This is a genomic window from Ruegeria sp. H3 (assembly GCF_056533095.1).
Window position 1 is genome coordinate 298,547 of sequence record NZ_JBQFOD010000002.1, and the last position, 22,813, is coordinate 321,359.

Annotated in this window: 19 protein-coding genes; 9 read left to right on the plus strand and 10 right to left on the minus strand. The window is 58.3% G+C overall.

Features of this window, described 5'->3' with window-relative positions; all coding sequences use genetic code 11:
• Nucleotides 1-62 precede the first annotated feature (62 nt).
• Nucleotides 63-1,283: an N-acetylmuramoyl-L-alanine amidase gene (locus ACR0JE_RS04110; RefSeq protein ID WP_480542511.1), complete on the minus strand. Its 1,221-nt coding sequence runs from the start codon at nucleotides 1,281-1,283 to the stop codon at nucleotides 63-65.
• A 66-nt stretch (nucleotides 1,284-1,349) separates the two neighbouring features.
• A complete protein-coding gene (locus ACR0JE_RS04115; protein WP_480863161.1) occupies nucleotides 1,350-2,513 on the minus strand; it encodes a pyridoxal phosphate-dependent aminotransferase in 1,164 nt (387 codons plus the stop codon).
• Between ACR0JE_RS04115 and ACR0JE_RS04120 the strand changes: the two genes are divergently transcribed.
• From ACR0JE_RS04120 to ACR0JE_RS04130, 3 genes are all read left to right on the plus strand, one after another.
• A complete protein-coding gene (locus tag ACR0JE_RS04120) occupies nucleotides 2,512-3,897 on the plus strand; it encodes a M48 family metalloprotease (RefSeq protein ID WP_480542507.1) in 1,386 nt (461 codons plus the stop codon). The two genes, ACR0JE_RS04115 and ACR0JE_RS04120, sit on opposite strands and share 2 nt — an antisense overlap.
• On the plus strand, nucleotides 3,894-4,652 hold the full coding sequence (locus tag ACR0JE_RS04125; protein WP_480542505.1) for a DsbA family protein: 759 nt from the start codon (nucleotides 3,894-3,896) through the stop codon (nucleotides 4,650-4,652). The genes ACR0JE_RS04120 and ACR0JE_RS04125 overlap by 4 nt, the downstream gene beginning before the upstream one ends.
• Before the next feature lie 136 nt (nucleotides 4,653-4,788).
• Entirely contained in the window at nucleotides 4,789-5,139 is a 351-nt protein-coding gene (locus tag ACR0JE_RS04130) for a hypothetical protein (protein WP_480863163.1), read from the plus strand.
• Nucleotides 5,140-5,163: 24 nt separating this feature from the next.
• Here the strand turns inward: ACR0JE_RS04130 and ispG are convergent, their stop codons facing one another.
• The 3 genes from ispG to hemA all read right to left on the minus strand — a co-directional run bounded on the left by ispG (nucleotide 5,164) and on the right by hemA (nucleotide 8,917).
• The gene (ispG, locus tag ACR0JE_RS04135; RefSeq protein WP_480863165.1) at nucleotides 5,164-6,285 is read right to left on the minus strand and encodes a flavodoxin-dependent (E)-4-hydroxy-3-methylbut-2-enyl-diphosphate synthase; all 1,122 of its coding nucleotides are present in this window, start codon (nucleotides 6,283-6,285) and stop codon (nucleotides 5,164-5,166) included.
• 71 nt (nucleotides 6,286-6,356) lie between these two features.
• The gene (locus ACR0JE_RS04140; protein WP_480863167.1) at nucleotides 6,357-7,562 is read right to left on the minus strand and encodes a helix-turn-helix domain-containing protein; all 1,206 of its coding nucleotides are present in this window, start codon (nucleotides 7,560-7,562) and stop codon (nucleotides 6,357-6,359) included.
• Between the two features lie 131 nt (nucleotides 7,563-7,693).
• The gene (gene hemA, locus ACR0JE_RS04145; RefSeq protein WP_480826807.1) at nucleotides 7,694-8,917 is read right to left on the minus strand and encodes a 5-aminolevulinate synthase; all 1,224 of its coding nucleotides are present in this window, start codon (nucleotides 8,915-8,917) and stop codon (nucleotides 7,694-7,696) included.
• 332 nt (nucleotides 8,918-9,249) lie between these two features.
• Between hemA and ACR0JE_RS04150 the strand changes: the two genes are divergently transcribed.
• Nucleotides 9,250-10,635 (plus strand): dipeptidase, encoded by a 1,386-nt coding sequence (locus ACR0JE_RS04150; RefSeq protein ID WP_480863169.1) that lies wholly within the window; start codon nucleotides 9,250-9,252, stop codon nucleotides 10,633-10,635.
• A gap of 134 nt (nucleotides 10,636-10,769) precedes the next feature.
• Here the strand turns inward: ACR0JE_RS04150 and lpdA are convergent, their stop codons facing one another.
• Nucleotides 10,770-12,164 carry a dihydrolipoyl dehydrogenase gene (lpdA, locus tag ACR0JE_RS04155; RefSeq protein ID WP_480542495.1) on the minus strand — a complete coding sequence of 465 codons (1,395 nt, stop codon included), beginning with the start codon at nucleotides 12,162-12,164 and terminating at the stop codon, nucleotides 10,770-10,772.
• Nucleotides 12,165-12,379: 215 nt separating this feature from the next.
• Here lpdA and ACR0JE_RS04160 point away from each other — a divergent pair, with 215 nt between their 5' ends.
• Complete coding sequence (locus ACR0JE_RS04160) at nucleotides 12,380-12,814, plus strand: hypothetical protein (RefSeq protein ID WP_480863171.1); 435 nt, start codon at nucleotides 12,380-12,382, stop codon at nucleotides 12,812-12,814.
• Here the strand turns inward: ACR0JE_RS04160 and ACR0JE_RS04165 are convergent.
• The 4 genes from ACR0JE_RS04165 to ACR0JE_RS04180 all read right to left on the minus strand — a co-directional run bounded on the left by ACR0JE_RS04165 (nucleotide 12,811) and on the right by ACR0JE_RS04180 (nucleotide 19,358).
• Entirely contained in the window at nucleotides 12,811-13,386 is a 576-nt protein-coding gene (locus ACR0JE_RS04165; RefSeq protein ID WP_353006581.1) for a DUF924 family protein, read from the minus strand. The genes ACR0JE_RS04160 and ACR0JE_RS04165 overlap by 4 nt on opposite strands.
• Nucleotides 13,387-13,495: 109 nt before the next feature.
• Nucleotides 13,496-14,767, minus strand: a complete 1,272-nt coding sequence (locus tag ACR0JE_RS04170; RefSeq protein WP_480542489.1) for an MFS transporter — start codon at nucleotides 14,765-14,767, stop codon at nucleotides 13,496-13,498.
• Nucleotides 14,768-14,880: 113 nt separating this feature from the next.
• On the minus strand, nucleotides 14,881-15,927 hold the full coding sequence (queA, locus tag ACR0JE_RS04175) for a tRNA preQ1(34) S-adenosylmethionine ribosyltransferase-isomerase QueA (RefSeq protein WP_480863174.1): 1,047 nt from the start codon (nucleotides 15,925-15,927) through the stop codon (nucleotides 14,881-14,883).
• Between the two features lie 44 nt (nucleotides 15,928-15,971).
• Complete coding sequence (locus tag ACR0JE_RS04180; RefSeq protein WP_480863176.1) at nucleotides 15,972-19,358, minus strand: YhdP family protein; 3,387 nt, start codon at nucleotides 19,356-19,358, stop codon at nucleotides 15,972-15,974.
• A gap of 68 nt (nucleotides 19,359-19,426) precedes the next feature.
• On the opposite strand from ACR0JE_RS04180, the gene ACR0JE_RS04185 reads away from it, so the two are divergent.
• From ACR0JE_RS04185 to ACR0JE_RS04200, 4 genes are all read left to right on the plus strand, one after another.
• Complete coding sequence (locus tag ACR0JE_RS04185) at nucleotides 19,427-19,888, plus strand: peroxiredoxin (protein ID WP_480863177.1); 462 nt, start codon at nucleotides 19,427-19,429, stop codon at nucleotides 19,886-19,888.
• Nucleotides 19,889-19,975: 87 nt separating this feature from the next.
• Nucleotides 19,976-20,794: a ferritin-like domain-containing protein gene (locus ACR0JE_RS04190; protein WP_480863236.1), complete on the plus strand. Its 819-nt coding sequence runs from the start codon at nucleotides 19,976-19,978 to the stop codon at nucleotides 20,792-20,794.
• A gap of 175 nt (nucleotides 20,795-20,969) precedes the next feature.
• Nucleotides 20,970-22,298, plus strand: coding sequence for a DUF5930 domain-containing protein (locus ACR0JE_RS04195; protein ID WP_480863179.1), 1,329 nt, complete (start codon nucleotides 20,970-20,972; stop codon nucleotides 22,296-22,298).
• Entirely contained in the window at nucleotides 22,288-22,788 is a 501-nt protein-coding gene (locus ACR0JE_RS04200; RefSeq protein ID WP_170530561.1) for a bactofilin family protein, read from the plus strand. Before ACR0JE_RS04195 ends, ACR0JE_RS04200 begins: the two co-directional genes overlap by 11 nt.
• The last annotated feature ends 25 nt before the right edge of the window (nucleotides 22,789-22,813 follow it).

A 22,813-nucleotide genomic window follows, 5' to 3' on the forward strand; every position in this document is an offset into this window, starting at 1 on the left:
TAGGGGCGCACCGCCCAAGGGTCAAAACCACAGGCGTATTCTAGCCGTTTTGCGGCCTCAGGTCACTGTCCAATCAGGGACCGCCTGATCACATCCTGCTGGTTCCAGTCCTCAAGCCCCTGATAAATCCCAAAGGCCATCTTGGCGCGCCAATCGGGGTTCTTGATGTTTTCCAGGTCTCGGGGGCTGGACAGAAACCCCAATTCAACCAGAACCGACGGTATGTCCGCCGCCTTGAGCACCGAAAAGGACGCGGTACGCAACGGCTTGCGATTCATCGGCCCGCCCTGCTGCGCCATACCATTGACCAAGGCCTGCGCCAGCGCGTCTGTGCGGGGCTCTGTCTCTTGCCGAGCCAGATCCAGCAGGACGTCCGTGACCTCATCATCCGCACCTTTAAGATCGACGCCCGCCAGCAAATCCGCGCGATCGTGACGTTCGGCCAGCTTTGCACTGGCCACGTCCGAAGCCTCATCCGACAGGGTATAAACCGCCGCGCCATGCGCCTGCCCCTCGGACAGCGAATCCGCATGCAGCGAGATGAACACATCTGCGCCCGCCCGATGGGCCAGCGCGATGCGACGTTCCAGCGAAACAAACTGATCGTCAACGCGGGTCATCACCACCTCATACCCGCCTGAACGCAAAAGCATTTCCCGTAGTTCGCGCGCAAAGGTCAGCATCATGTTCTTCTCGGTGATCCCCCCAACCTCAGCCCCCGGATCGATACCGCCATGACCGGGGTCCAGCATCACGCGCAAGGGACCATCGGACTTGCGAGGAGTCGCCTGACCGGTCAGCGAAGGCTCGGGAAGATCCCAACCGGGATTCTTGGGCTCACCTGCCGAGGCGTTGAACACGTCGAAATCAACGCCCTTGAGGTTTAGCGTCAGCAAGGCCGTGCCAGCATTCGGATTGATCTGCATCTCGGCGGTGTCCACAGCCATCGGTGCGCCAAGTTCCAGCACCAATCGAGACCAGCCAGGAACATAAGCGCCAAACCGAACGCCGCTGATCAGCTCGGATTGCAGGAAGTCTGAACTGTTCAGGCCACTCCAGTCGACCTCTTGGAAATCCATCACCATCCGGTAGGGATCGCGCAGGGTGAAGATGCGGTACGGCACCCCCTGGCTAAGGCCAAGATCGACCTGCACACCGGTGCGTCCCGTGTCGACAATGCGGCTTTGATCCGGCTGAATGCGTGCAAGGGCGCTGAAATCCTGCGCGACAGCAGCACAAGACAGCGCCCAGATCAGCGCGATACAATAGAAAATCCTGCTCATGGCCTCAAGTTATCCCGAGATCGTTTGGCGGGCAGCCTATACCAATCCGCAACTTTTGTGAACGGGTCAGGCGCGCTGATCCAGCCCGTGACGTTCCGACATGAAAGCCCGCAGTCGCTTCAATCCCTCTTCGATATCGGCCGTGGCGCGCGCGTAAGAGAACCGCAGGGTCGTGTGTCCACGCACTGGGTCGAAATCCAGCCCCGGCGTGACTGCAACGCCCGCTTTATCCAGAATCTCGGCCGCAAAGGCGCGACTGTCATCGGTCAGATCCGAGACATCGGCATAGACGTAAAACGCCCCATCAGGCGGGGCGATATTGGTGAAGCCAGCCCTGGGCAGCCCGTCCAGCATCAACGCGCGGTTCTGGCGATAGACATCCAGATTGGCTTGCAGCTCATCCTCGCATTCCATCGCAGCCAAGGCTGCCACCTGACTGGCATGGGGCGCGCAGATGAACATGTTCTGGGCAATGCGTTCGACCACGCGCACCTGATCTTCGGGCACCACCATCCAACCAACCCGCCAGCCGGTCATCGAGAAATACTTGGAAAATGAGTTGATCACATAGCATTCATCCGTCAGTTCCAATGCGGTGACGGCTTTGGCCTCATATTCCAGCCCGTGGTAGATTTCATCGCTGATGAAGGACGCGCCCTGCCCGCGCGCTGCATCGATCAGCGCGCCCATGGCTGCGCGATTCAACATGGTACCGGTCGGATTGGCGGGTGAAGCCACCATCAGACCCTGCAGGTCCAGCCCTGCGAAATCGGATGGCACAGGCTGCAATCGGTTCTCGGGCGCGGTTGGCAGATCAACGGGAACCAAGCCCAGCGCTTTCAGAATCTGTCGGTAAGACGGATAGCCCGGCGCACCGATACCCACACGATCGCCGCTGTCGAACAGCGCCGTGAAAGCCAGCAGAAACCCGCCCGACGACCCAGGCGTAATCACCACCCGTTCAGGGTTCAGATCGACATTGTACCAATCGCCATACATCTGCGCGATGCGCTGGCGCAGCGCGGGCAGGCCCAAAGCCACCGTATAGCCCAACGGGCCCTGCTGCATCGCGTGGGCCAAAGCCTCGGTCGCGCCTTTCGGGGCGCCGGTTCCGGGCTGGCCGACTTCCATATGAATGATGTGACGTCCGGCCTCTTCCGCCCGACGCGCGGCCTCCATCACGTCCATCACAATAAACGGATCGACCCCGGATCGGGTTGAGTTTCTCATGCCCATCTCCCATGTTGCAGCCATGGCTTTTGAACGCGTATCCCGGCTGGCGTCAATCCCGGCCCTGATACTGGCGGCTGTCCTGTGGCTGACGGCGGCGGTGCAGAGCCATGCGCAAAGCCTGATCCGCGACCCCGATATCGAATACGGCCTGCGAGAACTGGCCTTTCCCGTGCTCCGCGCAGCCGGGCTGAACACCAACCGGGTTCGAATCCTGGTGGTCAATGACAGCACGTTTAACGCCTTTGTGATCGACTATAACGCGATCTACTTGAACTATGGCCTGATCCTGGGCGTCGACAGCCCCGAAATGCTGCAGGCGGTGATCGCACACGAAGCCGCGCATATCGCCAACGGGCATCTGGCGCGGCGTTCAGAGAATCTGCGTGCGGCGAACCGCAATGCAGGCCTTGGCACCGCATTGGCGCTGATCGCAGCTGCGGCGGGCGGCGGAGAAGCCGCCGCCGGGATTGCCGCGGGTGTACAGGGCTCTGCGCTGCGTAGCTTTCTGGGGCATACACGGGCCGAAGAGGCCTCGGCCGACCGCAGCGCAGCCAGCTACTTGCGATGGGCCGGTATCTCTCCCAGCGGGATGGTCACGCTTCACCGCAAATTCGCTGGGCAGGAACTGCTGAGCACGGTAAATCAGGACCCCTATATGCGGTCGCATCCGACCAGCCGCGAACGCCTGCGCGCCGCCGAAGCGTTTCTGGAGGAATTCGGCGACAGGGCCCAGCCTAACGCAAATGCCGACTACTGGTTTGCGCGTGTCAAAGGCAAGCTGTCGGCCTTTTTGCGCACCCCGTCCTGGACCCTGCGCCGCGCCAAAGAAGAGACCGATCGCGACATCCGCATGATGCGAGAAGCCTCGGCCCACCACCAAAACCGCAATCTGGCCAGTGCGCGCGCCGCGATTGACGAGGCGCTGGCCATCCGCCCGGACGATCCGTTCTACTATGAGCTCAAAGGTCAAATCCTGTTGGAAAACAGACAACTGGCTGAGGCAGTTCAAGCATATGGTCAAGCGGTTGAAATGGCACCGAATGACTCATTGATCCTGGCAGGCTATGGGCGTGCCCTTTTGGCGCAAGGCAAAACCAAAGACGCCCTGCACGTGCTTGAGAAGGCACGCGCCCGCGATTTTCGCAATGCCCGCCTGATGCGGGATTTGGGACTGGCCTACGCACAGGTCGGCAACAATGGGATGGCCTCGGCCGTCACCGCTGAACGATATGCCCTACAAGGCCGGCTGGCAGATGCAGGGATCCACGCAAGGCGCGCAGTCGGGCAATTGCCCGAAGGATCTCCGGGTTGGCAAAGGGCACAGGATGTGTTGATTGCGTCGGAACGCGCAAAGAAGAACTCAAAAAGGAAACGGAAATGATCCTCAGACATGCAGCCCCCGCCCTTCTGGGGCTTTCCCTGATTGCAGGCCCAGTACAAGCACTGGACCTGAACGCCATGAGCGATGCGGAACGCGCCGAATTTGGTGCGCAGGTGCGCGAATACCTTCTGGAAAACCCCGAGGTTATTCTGGAAGCGATCAATATTCTGGAACAGCGCAACGCCGCGGCCGAAGCCGCCGCAGACAAGGATCTGGTCGCCGCAAACGTGGATGAGTTGTTCGATGACGGCTACAGCTGGGTCGGCGGCAACCCGGATGGCGATATCACCCTAGTCGAATTCATGGACTATCGCTGTGGCTATTGCCGCCGCGCGGTTCCTGAGGTCGCGCAATTGCTGGAAGCCGACGGAAACATCCGTTTGGTGATCAAGGAATTCCCGATCCTTGGCGATGCCTCGGTACTATCGTCGCGCTTTGCAGTGGCCACCAAACATGTGGCCGGGGATGATGCGTATAAGCAGGTGCATGACGCCCTGCTGGAGTTCACCGGAGAACCCAGCGAAGTCACCCTGCGCCGCATCTCGGACGGTCTGGGCCTTGACAGCGACGCCATCATCGCCGCGATGGAAAGCGAGCAGGTCACCGATGAGATTACCCGCACTCGCGCGCTGGCGCAACGGATGCAGATCTCGGGCACACCGTCCTTTGTTCTGGGCACCGAGATGCTGCGCGGCTTCCTGCCTGCGGATCAAATGCAGCAGATTGCGGACGGGGTACGCGCGGATCGGGGCTGAGTTTTAAGGGGCGGCTTGACCGCTCCTTCCAGTGCCTTAGGTTCGCGAATTGCAGATTTGAGTATTTATTGGACGATACGCGCAAACATAGATACGGCACTAATCGCTCTGCTTAATCCAAGTAATGAGGCACCGAATGCTCACACAGGCCCCTGATAAGCTGGTGCAAGTCATATCTCGGTTTCTAGAGATCGACCCTCAATTGCTATCCGAGAGCACATCTCTTTTTCATGAACATGGTGTTGCAGGAGACGATGGGGTGGAGCTACTGGAGTTAACTGAAGCTGAGTTCAAAGTTGATATGAGCGGCGTGGACAGCACTAAGTATTTTGGAACCGAGGCAGCACTGTTGAATCCGTTTTATTTCCTCTGTTGCTTACTAAGGGGAAGAAAGCTGGATCATGGAATAGTCCGATTGGAGATTTCAGACCTAAGGCGCTCGGTCGAAACCGGTGTTTGGCAAGAGCCCGAGAAGGCTAAAGCCTAACAAAACCCACGCTTAGTCCAGCTCTTACTCCGCTGCCTCAGCCGAGGCGTCCAGTTCCGCCGCTTTCTTTTCGACCTCTTCCACGATGTGATCGATCATCTGGTCGTTTGACATCTTGTGGCTGGCTTTGCCCGCCAGATAGACCATGCCAGACCCGGCCCCGCCGCCGGTAAAGCCCACATCGGTCATCAACGCCTCACCCGGGCCATTGACGACGCAGCCGATGATCGACAGGGACATTGGCGTCTTGATGTGTTCCAGCCGTTGCTCCAGCGCCTCAACCGTCTTGATCACGTCAAACCCCTGACGCGCGCAGGAAGGACATGAGATAATGTTCACGCCCCTATGGCGCAGGCCCAGAGATTTCAGGATCTCGTAACCCACCTTGACCTCTTCAACCGGATCGGCAGACAGGCTGACGCGGATTGTGTCGCCAATACCCATCCACAGCAGGTTGCCCAGACCGATGGCCGATTTGATGGTGCCACTGACCAGCCCGCCGGCCTCGGTAATGCCCAGATGGATCGGCGCGTCTGTGGCCTCGGCAATGCCTTGATAGGCGGCAGCCGACAGGAACACGTCGCTGGCCTTCACGCTGATCTTGAATTCGTGGAAATCATTGTCCTGCAAAATGCGGATATGCTCCAGCCCGCTTTCAACCATCGCTTCGGGACAGGGCTCGGCGTATTTCTCAAGCAGGTGCTTTTCCAGACTGCCCGCATTCACACCAATCCGGATTGAACAATTGTGGTCGCGCGCGGCCTGGATGACCTCTTTGACGCGCTGCTCATTGCCGATATTGCCCGGATTGATCCGCAGGCAGGCCGCGCCCGCCTCTGCCGCCTCGATCCCACGGCGGTAGTGAAAGTGGATATCCGCCACAATTGGCACAGGGCTTTCGCGCACGATCTCTTTCAGAGCTTTTGACGATGCCTCGTCCGGCACCGACACGCGCACAATATCGGCGCCTGCCTCGGCCGCCGTCTGAACCTGCGCCACCGTCGCCGCCACATCCGTGGTCAACGTGTTGGTCATGGTTTGAACTGCAATAGGGGCATCGCCACCGACCGGCACGTTCCCCACCATGATCTGACGAGACTTACGACGATAGATGTTCCGCCAGGGGCGTACATGATTGAGGGACATAGGGACCCGTCCGCATCTGCCTGAGTTGCGTCTCTAGATAGTCCGCCAACAGGGGTACCGCAATGCCTAGATCACTCAGAGGGCTGTTCTGCCACGTCTGTCTGCAGCTCAGCGACCAACTGCTTAAGGGCGCTGTTCTGTTCCGCCTCAAGATCGGCCACGGCATAGGCGTCGGACACGGCGTCCTTGGACAGAACCACACCCTTGGCAACAGTGCCTGGGGCACCTGCCGGGCCAAAATGCTGGCCGTCCATCGAGAAATACACCGAACCAGACGCCCCGGCCCGCAGTTGCGGCGGTTCTTCGGTCAATGGAACCTCGAACACGTTGCCCTGTTCGACCGTGCCCAGCGTGCCTTCGAAGATAACGCTGCCATCTGCGGCCGTAACGCGCATCCAAGCTGGATCAACGGCCACGATTTTCAGAGTTGTGTCGATCTGTTCAACAACCTGCGGCAAGCTTGGGCGTTCAACGGTATGAATGTCTGCCACGACAACTTCGGGCAATTCCGGTGGACGGAAGGTTCCCACATCACGCGGGTCGAGCGTTGATATAGGCGCATCGCGCGCGACTAGAACAGGGACATCCAGCGCTTGCGGGCGATACAGACGGTCCAGCGCTTCGGTGTTGGCCGCCGCTGTCTCGACTTCGGCTGTATTGGTCCGTGCCGCATCCAAAGGATCCAGATCTGACAAAACAACCGGGGCCTGTTCAACCGGGCTGACCTGCACCTGTTGAATCTTGTTCAAAACAGACCAGCCGCCATAGCCGATGCCGGCAATCACAGCCAACAGCACCAAAGACGAGCCAATCGCGCGCGGTTCAATCTGGCTGACCAGAGATTCCTTGCCCGGAATATAAGGGGTGTTTGGCGAAATGAACGGGTCGCGTCCCATCGGACCGCGCGACAGCACATCACCAGAAGGCTTGCGTACAACTGAGGCCTCAGCCGACATCCCATGCGCGACTTCAAAACCGCTTTCTTCGCAGAAGCTGGCAAAAGTCTCATCCGGGTTCATGCCAAGATAGCGAGCGTAGGAACGCACATACCCGGCGATGAAGCCGGGTGTATCAAACGCGTCAGGATCGGCGTTTTCGATAGCAGCGATGTAGTTGGCCTTAATCCGGAGCTCTCGCTGCACATCCAGAAGCGACTTGCCCATGGTGGCGCGCTCACCGCGCATCTGGTCACCCAGACGCACTTCGTAGTCGTCAAAACCCTTTGGTCTGAACTCCACGCCTTCTTCAGATTCGCGCTGTGATCTGCGCCCAATCATGCCTGCCGCCCCATTCTGCCTGTCACGCGTTTTGCGCTAACGCCGAATCGTCTCCCATAGACGATTCGTCCGCTTCTTTTGTTAGCGTAAGCTTAACACGTGGCAAATAAGTTGCACACTTTAGCGTAAGGTTATCCGGCAAGTTCGGCGCGATTTAGCGCACAATGTGACCAAAGTTCGTCCATCGCCTGAACCAAGCGGTTCATTTCGCCCGGTCCATGCACCGGAGACGGCGTAAACCGCAACCGCTCGGTCCCGCGCGGAACGGTCGGGAAGTTGATCGGTTGCACATAAATGCCATAGTCATCCAGCAACCGGTCGCTCAGAATTTTCGTATGGACCGGGTTGCCCACGATCACGGGCACAATATGGCTGCCATGATCAATCAGCGGCAGCCCCATCCCCTTTAGACGCAGTTTGAGGATCTTGGCCTGGGTCTGATGCTGCTCGCGCAGCTCGGGCGCCGTTTTCAGATAGGCCACCGAGGCAGCAGCCCCCGCGGCAACTGCAGGCGGTAGTGACGTGGTAAAGATGAAACCCGGTGCATAAGAGCGCACCGCATCACACATCTTTTCGCTGGCGGCGATATAGCCGCCCATCACGCCATAGGCCTTGGCCAGCGTGCCGTTGATAATGTCGATGCGATGGGCCAGACGATCCCGCTCGGTCACGCCACCGCCACGTGGGCCATACATGCCAACCGCATGCACCTCATCAATGTAAGTGAGCGCACCGAATTCATCGGCCAGATCGCAAATCTGTTCGATGGGTCCAAAATCTCCATCCATGGAATAGACCGATTCAAACGCGATCAGTTTGGGTGATTTGGGATCGTCGGCTTCCAGCAACTCACGCAGATGTTCCACATCATTGTGGCGGAAGATGCGCTTAGACCCACCGTTGCGGCGCACGCCTTCGATCATCGAGGCATGGTTCAGCGCGTCGGAATAAATAATGAGGCCCGGGAATAGCTTTGGCAGTGTGCTGAGCGTTGCATCATTCGCAATATAGGCACTGGTGAACAGCAGAGCCGCTTCTTTGCCATGCAGATCGGCAAGCTCGGCCTCAAGCCGCTTGTGATAAACGGTGGTTCCCGAGATATTGCGGGTGCCGCCTGAACCTGCGCCAGCAGCATCGACGGCTTCGTGCATTGCATCCAAAACCACCGCATTCTGCCCCATGCCCAGATAGTCATTGCCACACCAGACAGTGATATCCTGCGTCGACCCATCCGCACGCGTCCGCACCGCATGGGGGAAGTGTCCCTTGCGGCGTTCGATGTCGATGAAAGTCCGGTAACGTCCTTCGTCGTGCAGCCTGGCAATCGCTTTATCGAGCTGAGCAGTATAGTCCAAAGGACCCTCCTTGGCCGCCCGGTGAACGGTCAGAGAACCGGGCATATTCTTTCCAGCGTCACAGCTTGCACTGTTTGGGACGCGTTTGCATTCACCTGTTATCCGGCCTATCGCCAACGGGTAAACCCAACTTTGATTTGCATCAAATACAGCCTTGTTCCCGCCCCGACAAGTAAAGTTGCGGATATCTGGCGCGAGGAAACGACGCAGGCGAAAGTCGATGTTTTAAATAAGTTCCAATACAATACTCAGTTTACTAACTCCGCCGACTGGACCTTAGCGATAACGCTGATAGGTTTCGGCCAACACAGTCTACCACAAAGGAATCCTTCATGTCTTTAGACCCTGTCCTCAGTCGGATTGACGATGACCTGAAAAGCGCGATCGACCGTTTGATGGAGCTGCTGCGCATCCCGTCGATCTCAACCGATCCTGCCTACAAGGAACAGGTTGATCAGGCCGCCGATTGGTTGGTCGGGGATTTGCAAAGCATTGGTATTCAGGCCGAAAAACGCGAAACACCAGGCCATCCGATGGTTGTGGGCCATGTGGGCGAAGGCCAAGACGGACCCCATGTTTTGTTCTATGGCCACTACGACGTGCAGCCTGTCGATCCGCTGAACCTGTGGAATCGTGATCCGTTTGATCCGGCAATCGAGGATACCGAGCATGGGCAGGTCATTCGCGGGCGCGGGTCCTCGGACGACAAGGGCCAGTTGATGACATTTGTAGAGGCCTGCCGCGCCTGGAAAGCGGTTCACGGCACCCTGCCTTGCCGCATCACGTTTTTCTTCGAGGGTGAAGAGGAATCCGGTTCACCCTCTCTGGTGCCGTTTCTGGAGGCCAACAAAGACGAATTGCGGGCCGATCTGGCGCTGGTCTGCGATACGTCGATGGTATCGCGGGGGGTACCGTCGATTGCTTCGCAGTTGCGCGGTATGCTCAAGGATGAGTTCACCATCGTCGGGCCGCGCATCGACTTGCATTCAGGCCACTATGGCGGCCCAGGCCTGAACCCTCTGCGTGAGCTTTCGAAAATTGTGGATTCATTCTACGACGATGAAACCGGCCGCGTTGCCGTGGAAGGCTTCTACGAAGGCGTCCACGAAGTGCCTGCCGAGCAGTTGCGCCAATGGCAAAATTGCGGGTTTGACGAAGCCGAGTATCTGAATTCGGTCGGCTACAGCCAGCCGCATGGGGAAAAGGGCTATTCCACACTTGAACAGCAATGGGCCCGGCCAACGCTCGAGGTGAACGGGCTCTGGGGTGGCTACAATGGTGCAGGGTCGAAAACGGTCATCCCATCCGAGGCGCATTGCAAGATAACCTGTCGCCTGGTTGGCGACATGGACCCGGACGCGCTGCGTGACAAAATCCGCAAACATGTGGAAGATCGCCTGTCACCAGATGCCAAAGTCGTATGGGACAACGACCTAGAAGGATCGCCAGCCTCGGTCATGAATCTGAACCGACCTGAATTCGAAGCAGCGCTCGGTGCGCTATCTGACGAATGGGGCCGCGAGGCGGTCTTTACCGGCATGGGCGGCTCTATCCCCGTTGTCGGTTACTTCAACACCGTGCTTGGGCTGGATTCCATGCTGGTGGGTTACGCCAATGACGATGACGCCATCCACTCGCCCAACGAAAAGTATGACGTCAAAAGCTTCCACAAGGGCATCCGTTCTTGGGCCCGCATTCTAGACGCTTTGAATAAGTAAGTCTTTTGCGAGGCTCTGCCTCGCGCTCCGAGGTATTTGGGAACAGAAGAAGTTCGGATGCCCTGCTTCTTCTGTTTGAAAATACCTCGGGGGGGGGTCGCGGCTTGCCGCGACGGGGGCAGGGCCCCCTACCCTTACATGTGGATTACGCGCCCATAAGCATCCAGCACGGCTTCGTGCATCATTTCTGACAGGGTTGGATGCGGGAAGACCGTGTTCATCAGGTCCTCTTCGGTGGTCTCCAACTGGCGGCCAACCACATAGCCCTGAATCAGTTCTGTCACTTCCGCACCTATCATGTGCGCACCCAAAAGCTCTCCGGTCTTGGCGTCAAAGACAGTTTTGATCAGACCTTCAGGCTCGCCCAGTGCGATGGCCTTGCCATTGCCGATGAAGGGGAAGCGACCGACCTTGATGTCATAGCCAAGTTCCTTTGCCTTGGCTTCGCTGTACCCGACCGAGGCGACCTGCGGTTGGCAATACGTACATCCTGCGATGCTTTCGGGCTTGACCGGGTGCGCGTGTTTCCCGGCAATCAGGTCCGCGACCATAACGCCTTCGTGGCTTGCCTTATGCGCCAGCCAGGGGGCGCCTGCGATATCACCAATGGCATAGAGCCCATCGACGCCGGTACGGCAATATTCATCCGTGACTACATGGGTCCGGTCGATTTTCACGCCCAGAGCCTCAAGCCCCAGATTTTCGACATTGCCGACGATGCCGACAGCGGAAATCACGGTATCGAAGTCGTGTTTTTCGATTTTGCCCTTCACCTCGATATGTGCCGTAACCTTGCCTTTGGCGCGATCCAGTTGTTTGACCATCGCCTTTTCCATGATGGTCATGCCTTGTTTGGTAAAGGCCTTTTTGGCAAACGCACTGATCTCGGCGTCTTCGACGGGCAGTACGCGGTCCATGACTTCGACAACGGTCGTATCCGCGCCCAGCGTGTTATAGAAACTGGCGAATTCGATCCCGATGGCACCCGAGCCGATGACGAGCAGCTTCTTCGGCATCCGCGGCGGTTGCAGCGCGTGTTTATATGTCCAAACCAGATCGCCGTCAGCTTCCAGCCCCGGCAATTCACGTGCCCGCGCGCCGGTGGCCAGAACGATATTCTTGGCGGTCAGTTCTTCGGTGCCTTTGTCTGTTTTGACCGAAACCTTGCCTTTGGCCGGGATTGTCGCCTCGCCCATCACCACGGTCACTTTGTTCTTCTTCAGCAGGTGTCCGATGCCACCCGAAAGCTGCCCTGCTACACCGCGTGAGCGTTTGACGACCGCGTCCAGATCATATCCGACCTTGTCCGCCTTCAGGCCGAAATCCTTGGCGCGCTCCATCAGGTGGAACACCTCGGAAGAGCGCAGCAGTGCCTTGGTTGGGATACAGCCCCAATTCAGGCAGATCCCGCCCAGATGCTCTCGTTCAACCACACAGGTTTTTAACCCCAATTGCGCGGCGCGGATTGCAGCGACATAGCCCCCCGGACCAGCCCCGATAACGATCAGATCAAAAGATTGTGCAGCCATGTGTCCCTCTCGGCGCAGGTCGAACGAAATTTAGTTTACCATTAAACTACTTTTAAGAGCGCATCAACACAGCACATCCGCGACAAAAGCGACGCGAGGAACCAGCAGCGAAAAGGCGCTGTTTTCAGCCTATACCCGGGACTGCCCAAAGGCTAGAACAGAAGAGCCTTAGGCGATTTCATAGTCTCAACCCCAGTTTATTCGAAAGGCTTACCATGGCCAAAACATTGAAAGATCTTTTGCTTGCGCTGCTCAATGCCACCCTGATCCTGGTGGCCCTTTGCCTATTTCTTGGCTGGAAACTAGCGTCGAGTGTGGAGGGTATCTCGGCCAATTTTTCGGATGTCATTCAAGTCGTTGCCCCCCTGCGCGACGAAGCCAAGGGCATTCGCGGAGAGCTGACTGCCCTGCGCAGCGAACTGGCAGCGCTGCCAACCGATGGTAGCGCTTTGGATACGGCCACCGCGCAGCGTATTTCCAAGACGCTGGATCGTTTGGACGCGATTGAAGACAGTTTGAAATCTGCTCAGACCCGGTTCTCCGACCTGGCAGAAGAACCTGATGTGTTGGTGGAGACGGCCATCACCACCGCTGGCGATGTGATCGCCGAGAAGGTTCTGGCCATTCGCGGATGCGTGCCCGAGGTTTAACCCCCAGCCTGTAATTCCCGCACTGTCGAGCCATAGCCGCCCATGCTGACATACGCCATTTCATGTTCGGTGGAATGGCGTGACAAAGCCTCATTCCGGTAGGGGAACCGGCCGAATTTGCGGATCACCTCACGGTGGGCGCGTGCATGTAGCAGGTTGCTAGGCTCGCTGCTGAGGTTTTGGCAAATCAACCGAACACAGCGTTCCTGATCGCACAGGTTTTCTGAATGCATCATCGGCAGATAGAAGAACTGCCGCGCCGGTTCATCGATCTTAAGGTCCCAGCCTTTGTCGACCGCACATTTGGCTGCGGCCAGCGCAGCCCGGTCAGTTGAGAATGCCCGCGCACTGCCCCGGAACATGTTGCGTGGAAATTGGTCGGTCAGAATGATGTATGCCAAGGCACCGCTGGGATATGTCAACCAAAGCGAGAACTTGCCTTCGGTCGATGCTTCCCAGGTTTTCAAAAAACGATCACGGATTTTTGCGTCCAAGGCATCATCCTGCAGATACCAACCGTCTGGACCAACTTCATCCAACCAAAAACTCAGTACGTCTTCAGGCCCTACCATTGCCCTAAACTCCGTCTTGTGCCCTCCCCAGGGACGTAACGTCATTTATTGCCATTTTACAGATTTGTTACAGTAAAATATTGCAACAATATCGACATATTTTCGTGTCTTAAGCCGTTTCCTGCGCATCCTGCTCGGCTTCGGCCGCCTCGATAGCAACTTCCTGCGCCACCTCAAACGCCACAGGCGAGGCTGTGGGGTAAAGCGGCGACATCGTACCGGTCTCGTCAACAGGAACCGTCGGACGCTGCGTGGTCCGATACAGCGCATAAATCGCAGTCATGAACAACAATGCGGCGAGGAACAGGAAAAAGCCCTGCGGGCCAAAGACCTCATCGCCCATTAACCAACCCGTGATCAGTGGACCCGCAATGGCGCCCAAGCCGTTGATGAACACCAATCCGCCTGAAGCTGCAGCCATATCCTCGTGATCAAGAAAGTCGTTCGCATGCGCAATCAGCAATGAATAAAGCGGGTTCGACAGACCTCCGATGACAAAAGCTGATCCCAATAGAACAGGATAGGTCACGCCATAGATCATCCCGACCACGGCACCAACGCCACCTGCGACCGAGACCAGCGTGATCAGCAGGCGGCGGTCCATTCGGTCCGAGAACCAACCCAGCGGATATTGAAAGACAACCGCTCCGATATAAAACGCGGCCACAAAGGTCGAAATCTCGAACAGCGACAACCCGGCCCGGGCGCCGTAAACCGCCGACATGCCGAACTGAGCCGAGAACACACCGCCCAGAAAGAACATACCAACGCAAGCCAAGGGCGATTTATCCAGCAACTCGCGCAAAGTCATCGGCTTGGTTGAATCGAATGCAGGGGTTGGCGAGATGGACAGCAAAATCGGCGCGAATGAGATCGAAACCAAAATTGAGGCTATTACAAAGGTCTGATAGCCAGCCGGGTCCCCGAGCAGAACCAAGCCCTGCGCGCTGATGATGCCGGTCATCTGAACGATCATGTAAAGCGATAGAGCCTGGCCGCGGTTTTCATTGCTGGCTGCGTTATTCAGCCAGCTTTCTGCGGTCACGTACACGCCCGAGAAACAGAACCCAATCACAACACGACCGAGGACCCAGGCTATCGGGTCGGTCAGCATCGGATACATGATCATGACAGCCGAGATGAACGAAGCCAGCGCCGCAAAGACGCGCACATGGCCAACGCGGCGGATCATCTCGGGCGCCAAACGTGATCCGCCCAGAAAACCGACGAAATAGGCAGACATCACAAAGGACATCTCGAGCGTCGAGAACCCTTCGATTTCACCACGCACACCCAGGATAGTGCCCTGCAGGCCGTTGCCGACCATCAACAGCCCCATTCCCAGCAACAACGCCCACGCGCTGGACAGAACCTGAATCATTGGGGCCTCCGGTGAAATGCCGATCAGAATACGGATTCGTTGGTGCGATCAAAAACCGCCTCGGTCGCGCTTGTCTACGACATTCCTGTCGTTCGCCGCCTGAAACGCGGCCCTCACGGGATCAAAAGCGACGAATCTCCATATGAGAAGAAACGATATTTTTGAGCGATTGCATGATCATAGAGCTGCCGCATCCGGTCCTGACCCATCAGGGCGGACACCAGCATCAACAAGGTGGATTTGGGCAGGTGGAAATTGGTCATCAACGCATCGGTTACATGGAACTGAAAGCCGGGATAGATGAAGATATCAGTTTCACCTTCCCAGGCTTCGATCTGCCCCGCGCGCGCAGCGCTTTCGATCAGGCGCAGCGCTGTGGTGCCAACCGGGATTACGCGTCCGCCTGCGGCTTTGGTCGCCCTGATCTCAGCAGCGGCTTCGGCGCTGACCCGGCCCCATTCAGCATGCATCTTATGAGTGGTCACATCTTCGACCTTCACCGGCAGAAACGTGCCTGCGCCCACATGTAATGTCACATGGCTGAAGGTGACCCCGCGCGCGGCCAAGGCCTGCATCAGCGCGTCGTCAAAATGCAGCGACGCCGTTGGTGCGGCCACAGCACCCGCATTTTGAGCCCAGATGGTCTGATAGTCGGTCTTGTCCTGTTCGTCCGCAGGGCGTTTGGCGGCAATGTAGGGCGGCAATGGCATGGCGCCTGACTGTTCCAGCGCCGCGTCGAAATCATCACCCGTCAGGTTGAAGCGCAGAAAAGCCTGACCGTCCTCGACCCGATCCAACACTCCTAACAGATCATCTGAAAAGACAATATCCTCTCCTGGTTTCACCTTTTTCAAAGGTTTGACCAAGGCAGACCAACAGCCATCTGACTGCGGCTCTAGCAAGGTTGCTTCGATCGCGGCAGAGACTGGACCCTGCGCGCTGTTACGGTGTCTGCGTCCGCTCAACCGTGCTGGGATCACCCGTGTGTCGTTCAACACAAGGCGGTCGCCGGGTTGCAACCAATCGGGCAGATCGAAGACATAGCTATCGGTGACCCGATCCCCGTGCGCGACCAGTAAACGAGCCGAGGATCGCGGATTGGCGGGCCGCGTGGCAATCAGCTCTTCGGGCAGATGGAAATCAAAATCGCTGAGTTTCATGGCCGCGCCTTACAAGGCTAGGACAGATTCGGCCATATCCCGGTTCAATTGTCCCGAGGCGGTGATCCAAAGGTCCGCTTTGGCTCATCCGGTTTCTGGCGCTGCGCATTCGGCCCATCCGAGACGGTGGGTGCCGGTGGGCGCAACAGATTGCGCAGGAACAACGGGGCCAATCCGGACAAAGGGTTCACCGATACTTTGGGTGCGCTCAGTGGGCCAGTGAGAGAATAGTTAAAGCCGATGATCCCCTCACCCTTGCGGGTCAGCACGCTGCCGATGGCATTCACCAGGTAGATTGGCGAGATCGCACCACGTAGATCGAGCCTGCCGTTCACCGTATCAATAATGCCGTCGAAAGACAGGCCCATCGACGGGCCGACGGCGCTGCCGCTTAGCACTTTGATTTCGGTCGGCGTCAGCCTCATCCGGCTGTCGATGGATGAGAAAAAGATCCCCTGCCCAGCCATCTCATCCAGTAGACCCACAAGGCTGATGGCATTTAACAACGCCGCCATGGCCGGGGCGTCGGTAATGCGGGTATTTATGATCTTGAGGATCACGTCATAGCTGTCGGGCGCGGTTACTGGCTCAAGTTGCAAATCCAGATCGCCCCCTTTTGCCTGTGTCAGCACCCCGGCAGCGCGCAAAACCGCCCCTGCGTCGCCAGAGGTCAGGCTCACAGCGCTGCGATTGCCACGCGGCGTCACCTGACCCTGAACCGCAGCCTCCCCATTCACGCGCGCCCGAAAGCTTCCATTGACCCCGCCCGTGGTTTGAAACACCCCCTGAAATCCCGTCAACGCTACGGTTTCGGTGACCTGCAGCCGATCCAGCGTCACGTCCACCTGCGATCCTTGGCCCGAGCCGCCTGCGCCCCCGTCGCCCTCGCCAAATTGCGCGCGGCCCAGGTTCAGCACGCCCCCCAGCACGCGAATATCGGGCGGTCCCGACTCGCGCCCAATCAATACTGCCGGGACGGCCAGCCAATCGCCCAGATCAAATGAGCTAAAGCTGACGCGATCAAACGCCCCGTCTTCGCGGAAGGAAATCGCGCCTTTGGCCCGCAATCCAGCCACGTTCAACTGTAAGCTATCGACACTGATCTGATCTCCCAAGGTTGCTTCTGCACTCAGCGTACCAGTGCTGCCCGCAGCTTTGCGCCAACTGAGTTCCGGGATGGCGAGTGCAACCCCCCGCAAATCAGACTGGGCCGATAGATTCGGCGGTTCCCCTGCACCGATCCCCAGCGTGATATCGGCCGTGCCTTTCCCCGTTAGCATCCCGCGCGGTAGACCCGCCTTCAGCGTTTCCATCAGCTTGGGGGATAGTTCAATCTGACCGGTCAATTCGCCGCGCTGCGCCGTTTCTCCATCGATGGGTTGCCGCCAAGTGGCCTCGATGGGCACATCACCGAAAAGGCCCTGCCCTGCGATCTGCACGCCGGTTTGATCGCCGCTCAGGCGCAGGGTGTCAGCGGTAACGGAAAATCCGGGTACCAGCCTGTCGCTGCTTAGGTTGTCTAGATCGCCATCAAAATGGAACTGGGTCTCCTGAAACTTCAGCTTTTTCTTTAGCGGCAAGGATAACGTGCCACTCAGTGCAACGGTACCATCAGCCAGATCAACTGGCAGATTGGCTTTGCTAAGCAAGGATAGCGGCGGTCGATCCAGCAGCGACAGCGCGGCTGTCACACTGCCTGATGCCTTGATCCGGGCAATGGCCGGGGCGGATTTCTTGATATCCGTATCCGGGATAATGAAGGACGTCCCCGACGCGTCCACCGGACCGCCAGCATCTGCAACAACAATCCCGTTCTGCGCCGTTGCCGTGAACCTGTTGTTGATCAGGCTGGCCTGACCTTGCGCGTTTTCAATCGGGGGCAGCGTTTTGACAAACCGGATCGTTGCGTCTTCGAACCCGAAATCCAGATAAAGATCGGGTTTCGATCCGGGCCGCAGGCGCAAGGCGAAATCCATGTCCGACAGTTTGCCCTGATAGAGGTTCTTCGTGACCCAGTCGCGTGGCTTCGGGGCCAGACGTTCAGGCCAATAGCCAAGCACCTGATCTGAGGTCATGCGATCCAGATGGGCATCCAAATCGACGGACCAACCGTCTTCTAACCCGAGCAACTCACCCGATGCGCGTACGCGATGTTCGCCGTCTTCGACGGTTATCTGCCCAAGGCGCAGCTTGAACGGAGCAAAGGTCATTTTGAAATCAAGATCCGCCTGCCGCAGCTTCAAAGCCTCGGGGAACAACCCCGCCGGATTGGCATCGATACCGGTGAGTCGAAGCTGCGCATCAAGGCTGTCCAGCGTTCCATTTTCGACGCCCTGCAAATAGGCTTTACCTGACGCCTGCACTGACCCCCAAGCCGAGACAACCGATACTTCGTTAAAATCGATCTCCTGACGTGTGGGCTCATAGGTGAAATAGGTCCGAGCCGAATCAAACGGCACCGGGCGCGTCTCGGGCGTCGGCTGCACCACACCGGCCCCCAGATTGAGCGTTGCAAACAGCGGACCGACCGCGCCTTCGCCATCGATGCTGCCCCGCAACGCGCCAGAGATTGGCGTACGCAGAACTTGCAGCCAAGCCAACGCAGGGCTTTGGCCGTAGACATCCTCGGCAGGTAAATCCGTGATCGTGACCCCGAACCGCGCCTCGGGCGTGCCCAGAACGCTGGTGTAATTGGCCTCGATCCCGCTGACAAAATCGCGCCCCGAGAGGACCGAGAAGCCGGTTGCCAGTCGCATTTCGTTGTCGTTGCGAGTGATCTGGATATGCCCGCCATCCATGATCCATGACCGACCCAGTCGCAGATCGCGGTAGTCCAGCGTGATCGCGTCCAGCCGAACGGATGTCAGCGCCGAGAGCATCGGAGACAAAAAGACATCATCCGAGGTTTCGATCAGCTGCGCCAGGTTGGGGGCCTGCTGAACCGGCGAACTGTCGGTACCGACTGTGAGGGTTAGCGCCCCGTCCAGGCCCCGGGTCAACGAAATCTGGGCACCGCTCAGCAGGATACGCTTGGGTCGTACATTGCCGCGCAGCAGGGGGCGCATCGCAAGGCTCGCTCGCATGTCCGACACCTGCGCGATTTGCTGGCCCGCCGCATCCGCGATGCTGACGTCTGTCAGGCGCAGGCGTGGGCGCCAGCCTTCATTGATGATAAAACTGACATCGCCAAACCGAACCTGTAGCCCGCCAAGGCTCTGTTCCAGCCGCGCCTCGACCCGATCCCGCACCCAGGCCGGGGCATGCATGCGCTGGCCAATCAGCATGAAACCCGCAATCAGCGCCAGCACCACCAGCAGGACGGCCCCGCGCATGGCCCAGAGCCCTGCAACCCGGCGGCGCGAACGACGGCGTGGGGCGGGTTCCGTCGGATCGCCCTCTTGCTGTTCCTGCTGCGCCAATTTGCTGTCCACGCCTTTTAACCCGCTGATATCGCCCTATGATGTCGGGCAGCCCTTAAAACCCTATTGCGGAGTATCCAATGCCCGACATTTCAGACATGGCCCCCGATTTCACCCTGCCTCGCGACGGAGGTGGCGAGATCACCCTATCGGACCTGCGTGGCACAACCGTCGTTTTGTTTTTCTATCCCCGCGATGATACGCCGGGCTGTACCAAGGAATCCATCGGTTTCTCGGAACAACTTCAGGCCTTTGCCGATGCAGGCGCTCAAGTTTTCGGCATCTCGCGCGACAGCGTTGCCAAACATGAAAAGTTTGTCGCCAAGCACGGGCTGACCACGCCACTTTTGTCCGACGAAAACTCGACCGTGTGCGAAGACTATGGCGTCTGGGTCGAAAAGAACATGTATGGCCGCAAGTCGATGGGAATCGAACGGTCCACTTTCATCATCGACGGCGAAGGCCGCGTCGCGCAGCTTTGGCGCAAGGTCAAGGTGCCAGGCCATGTTGATGCGGTATTGGATTCAGTGAAGGCAATGTAAGCCTCTCGACCCCGACGGCCATCCGGTTTATGCCGCAGCCTTGCATTAAACAGGCGGAGCGTATCTGTGCCCAAAACACTGACCCAGATGGCCACCGAAGTTCTGACAACAGCGGACGGGCGGGAAAAAACCACCCTTTCGAAACGCCACGCCGACGCATGGTTTGCCGCCCGCAAAGGTGAGGCCGAGGCGATCGAGATCGGCACCGCGACGCCCCCCTTGCAACCCGCGCGCCCGGACAAACCCGAGCTGCTGTCGCCGCGCGAAGTGCCCAAGCGCAAACCGGGAACCGAGGCCGGGCGGATCGCTCTGCTGCACGCCGTTGCCCATATCGAGCTTAATGCGGTCGACCTGCATTGGGACATCATAGCCCGGTTTGGGCATGTCCCCATGCCCATCGGATTCTATGACGACTGGGTGAAATGCGCCGAGGAAGAGTCGCGCCATTTTGAGATGGTCTGCGACTGCCTGGAACAGATGGGCAGCTCTTACGGTGCCCTGCCCGCCCACGCAGGTATGTGGCGTGCGGCCGAAGACACGGCAGAGGACTTGATGGGGCGTCTGGCCGTCGTGCCCATGGTACTGGAAGCCCGCGGGTTGGACGTCACACCCGGCATGATCAACATTTTTCGGAAGGCCAAGGCCGATCAGGCCATTGCGGCGCTGGAAGTCATCTACGCAGAAGAGGTCGGGCACGTGGCCTACGGGTCCAAATGGTTCCATTTCCTGTGCGGACGCGAGAATGCCGATCCCAAGGATGTATTCCACGACTTGGTGCGGCGCTATTTCCATGGCGTCCTGAAACCGCCCTTTAACGAAGAGAAACGCGCCGAGGCCGGATTGCCGCCAGATTTCTACTGGCCCCTCACCGAAGACCTACCACAGCCCGGCACCGTCTCAGATTGATCCAAATAGGTTAATTTAGGCGAATTCCTGCCGATGACACAGGGTAATTTCGCAAGCTTCGCGTCAAATTGGTCAGCAAACTTGCCCGATGTCCCGGTCCGCTTTATGAAATCCCCCCAAGGGACGGAGATTGCACCACGACCGGTCCCGATCTTGGGGATGAGAGGTAAGACGCGTGAGAACACGTCTGGCAATAAAGTTTCACTCATGGCTTGAACGCCGTTTCCCGGAACGCCGGGTTTTTCTTAAATCAGATCAGGACACCCGGTTCATCCGGCTCAGCTCCGAGACGCAAGTGGTCGCTGTTTCCGGTGTTGCGGTGATTGTTGGCTGGACCGCGCTTTCGACCGCGATCCTGCTGATGGACAGCATTGGGTCAGGCAACTTCCGGGAACAGGCGAAACGCGATCAGGCGACCTATCAGGAACGGCTAAACATATTGTCTGCTGAACGGGACGCCCGCGCGCAGGAAGCGCTGGCCGCACAGGATCGGTTCAATGCAGCCCTTGCGCAGATTTCGGCAATGCAGTCGGAACTGCTGGCCTCGGAAAACCGCCGCCGCGAGTTGGAAACCGGGATCGAGGTGATTCAGACGACCTTGCGCACAACCATGAAACAGCGCGAAGAGGTCCGCACCGAACTGACCGAACTGAAGCAGGACAGCGACGGATCAGGGATGTATCTGGCGTCGGTCGGCGACACGGCGCAGATGGAGTTCATGACCGACGCATTGGCGCGCACCGCCGAAGAACGCGACCAGATCGCCGCCGATGCGCAGACCGCGCTGGATCAGCGCGACGAGTTAGAGCTTGAAATCCGCCTGATGCAGGAACGCAGCGACGAGATCTTTCGCCAATTGGAAGAGGCGATGGTTATCTCGGTCGAGCCATTGGACAAAATGTTCCGTCAGGCAGGTATGCCAACAGATCGTATCATCGAAGAGGTCCGGCGCGGATATAGCGGTATGGGCGGTCCGCTGACCCCTTTATCCTTCAGCAGCCGCGGCGATGAAGAGCTGACGGCTGACGAAATCAGGGCCAACAAACTGCTGCAGCAGATGGATCAGCTGAACCTGTACCGTCTGGCTGCCGAAAAGGCCCCCTTTGCCAATCCTGTGCATTCCGCCGTGCGTTTTACCAGCGGCTTCGGCTCGCGTCGCGACCCAAAAACCGGCGGCCGCCGGATGCATAACGGCGTCGATTTTGCGGGTCCGCAAGGCACCGATATCTTTGCAACTGCCGATGGTGTGGTCAGCCATGCCGGGTGGCAATCCGGCTTTGGTCGCCTTGTGAAGATCAAACATGCCTTCGGGATTGAGACACTTTATGCTCATAACACCAAGATCAACGTAAAGGTCGGCCAAAGGGTCTCGCGCGGGGATCATATTGCTGATATGGGTAGCACCGGACGGTCCACCGGCACGCATTTGCACTATGAGGTGCGCGTGAACGGGAAACCTGTAAACCCAATGACTTACATCAAGGCTGCGAGAAATGTTTTCTAAGAGCAAAATGAACGAGCCCGGATCCAAGGAAACTGAGGCGGCGAAACCTGCTGCTCCGGCGACCCCGGCGGCCCCTGCCCCATCCGAGACCAAGGCCAGCACCGCGCCCAAGCCAAAGCCGCCCGCATCGGTTCTGTCTTCGGACTTGCACATCACCGGCAATATCAAGACCACTGGCGATATTCAGGTTGAAGGCACTGTCGAAGGCGACATCCGCGCGCATTTGCTGACCATCGGCGAAACCGCGACTATCAAGGGCGAAGTCACCGCCGATGACGTTGTGGTCAATGGCCGCATCGTGGGTCGTGTGCGTGGCCTGAAGGTGCGCCTGACCTCAACCGCACGTGTCGAAGGCGACATCATTCACAAGACAATCGCCATCGAAAGCGGCGCGCATTTCGAAGGCTCGGTCCAACGTCAGGACGATCCGCTGAACCCCGGTCGCAGCGGTAAATCCGGCGGCAACCCTGCGGCGGACGTCAAGCAGTAAGCCAAACGCGAAGCAGATTTCTGAA

What these genes read in the sequence shown, in the direction of transcription:
- ACR0JE_RS04115 (WP_480863161.1), bottom strand. Translation starts at nt 2,513, where the DNA reads ATGAGAAACTCAACCCGATCCGGGGTCGATCCGTTTATTGTGATGGAC.
- ACR0JE_RS04190 (WP_480863236.1), top strand. Translation starts at nt 19,976, where the DNA reads ATGGCCACCGAAGTTCTGACAACAGCGGACGGGCGGGAAAAAACCACC.
- ACR0JE_RS04140 (WP_480863167.1), bottom strand. Translation starts at nt 7,562, where the DNA reads ATGATTGGGCGCAGATCACAGCGCGAATCTGAAGAAGGCGTGGAGTTC.
- ACR0JE_RS04200 (WP_170530561.1), top strand. Translation starts at nt 22,288, where the DNA reads ATGTTTTCTAAGAGCAAAATGAACGAGCCCGGATCCAAGGAAACTGAG.
- ACR0JE_RS04150 (WP_480863169.1), top strand. Translation starts at nt 9,250, where the DNA reads ATGTCTTTAGACCCTGTCCTCAGTCGGATTGACGATGACCTGAAAAGC.
- ACR0JE_RS04160 (WP_480863171.1), top strand. Translation starts at nt 12,380, where the DNA reads ATGGCCAAAACATTGAAAGATCTTTTGCTTGCGCTGCTCAATGCCACC.
- ispG (WP_480863165.1), bottom strand. Translation starts at nt 6,285, where the DNA reads ATGTCCCTCAATCATGTACGCCCCTGGCGGAACATCTATCGTCGTAAG.
- lpdA (WP_480542495.1), bottom strand. Translation starts at nt 12,164, where the DNA reads ATGGCTGCACAATCTTTTGATCTGATCGTTATCGGGGCTGGTCCGGGG.
- ACR0JE_RS04120 (WP_480542507.1), top strand. Translation starts at nt 2,512, where the DNA reads ATGCCCATCTCCCATGTTGCAGCCATGGCTTTTGAACGCGTATCCCGG.
- ACR0JE_RS04170 (WP_480542489.1), bottom strand. Translation starts at nt 14,767, where the DNA reads ATGATTCAGGTTCTGTCCAGCGCGTGGGCGTTGTTGCTGGGAATGGGG.
- ACR0JE_RS04110 (WP_480542511.1), bottom strand. Translation starts at nt 1,283, where the DNA reads ATGAGCAGGATTTTCTATTGTATCGCGCTGATCTGGGCGCTGTCTTGT.
- ACR0JE_RS04130 (WP_480863163.1), top strand. Translation starts at nt 4,789, where the DNA reads ATGCTCACACAGGCCCCTGATAAGCTGGTGCAAGTCATATCTCGGTTT.
- ACR0JE_RS04185 (WP_480863177.1), top strand. Translation starts at nt 19,427, where the DNA reads ATGCCCGACATTTCAGACATGGCCCCCGATTTCACCCTGCCTCGCGAC.
- ACR0JE_RS04125 (WP_480542505.1), top strand. Translation starts at nt 3,894, where the DNA reads ATGATCCTCAGACATGCAGCCCCCGCCCTTCTGGGGCTTTCCCTGATT.
- queA (WP_480863174.1), bottom strand. Translation starts at nt 15,927, where the DNA reads ATGAAACTCAGCGATTTTGATTTCCATCTGCCCGAAGAGCTGATTGCC.
- ACR0JE_RS04165 (WP_353006581.1), bottom strand. Translation starts at nt 13,386, where the DNA reads ATGGTAGGGCCTGAAGACGTACTGAGTTTTTGGTTGGATGAAGTTGGT.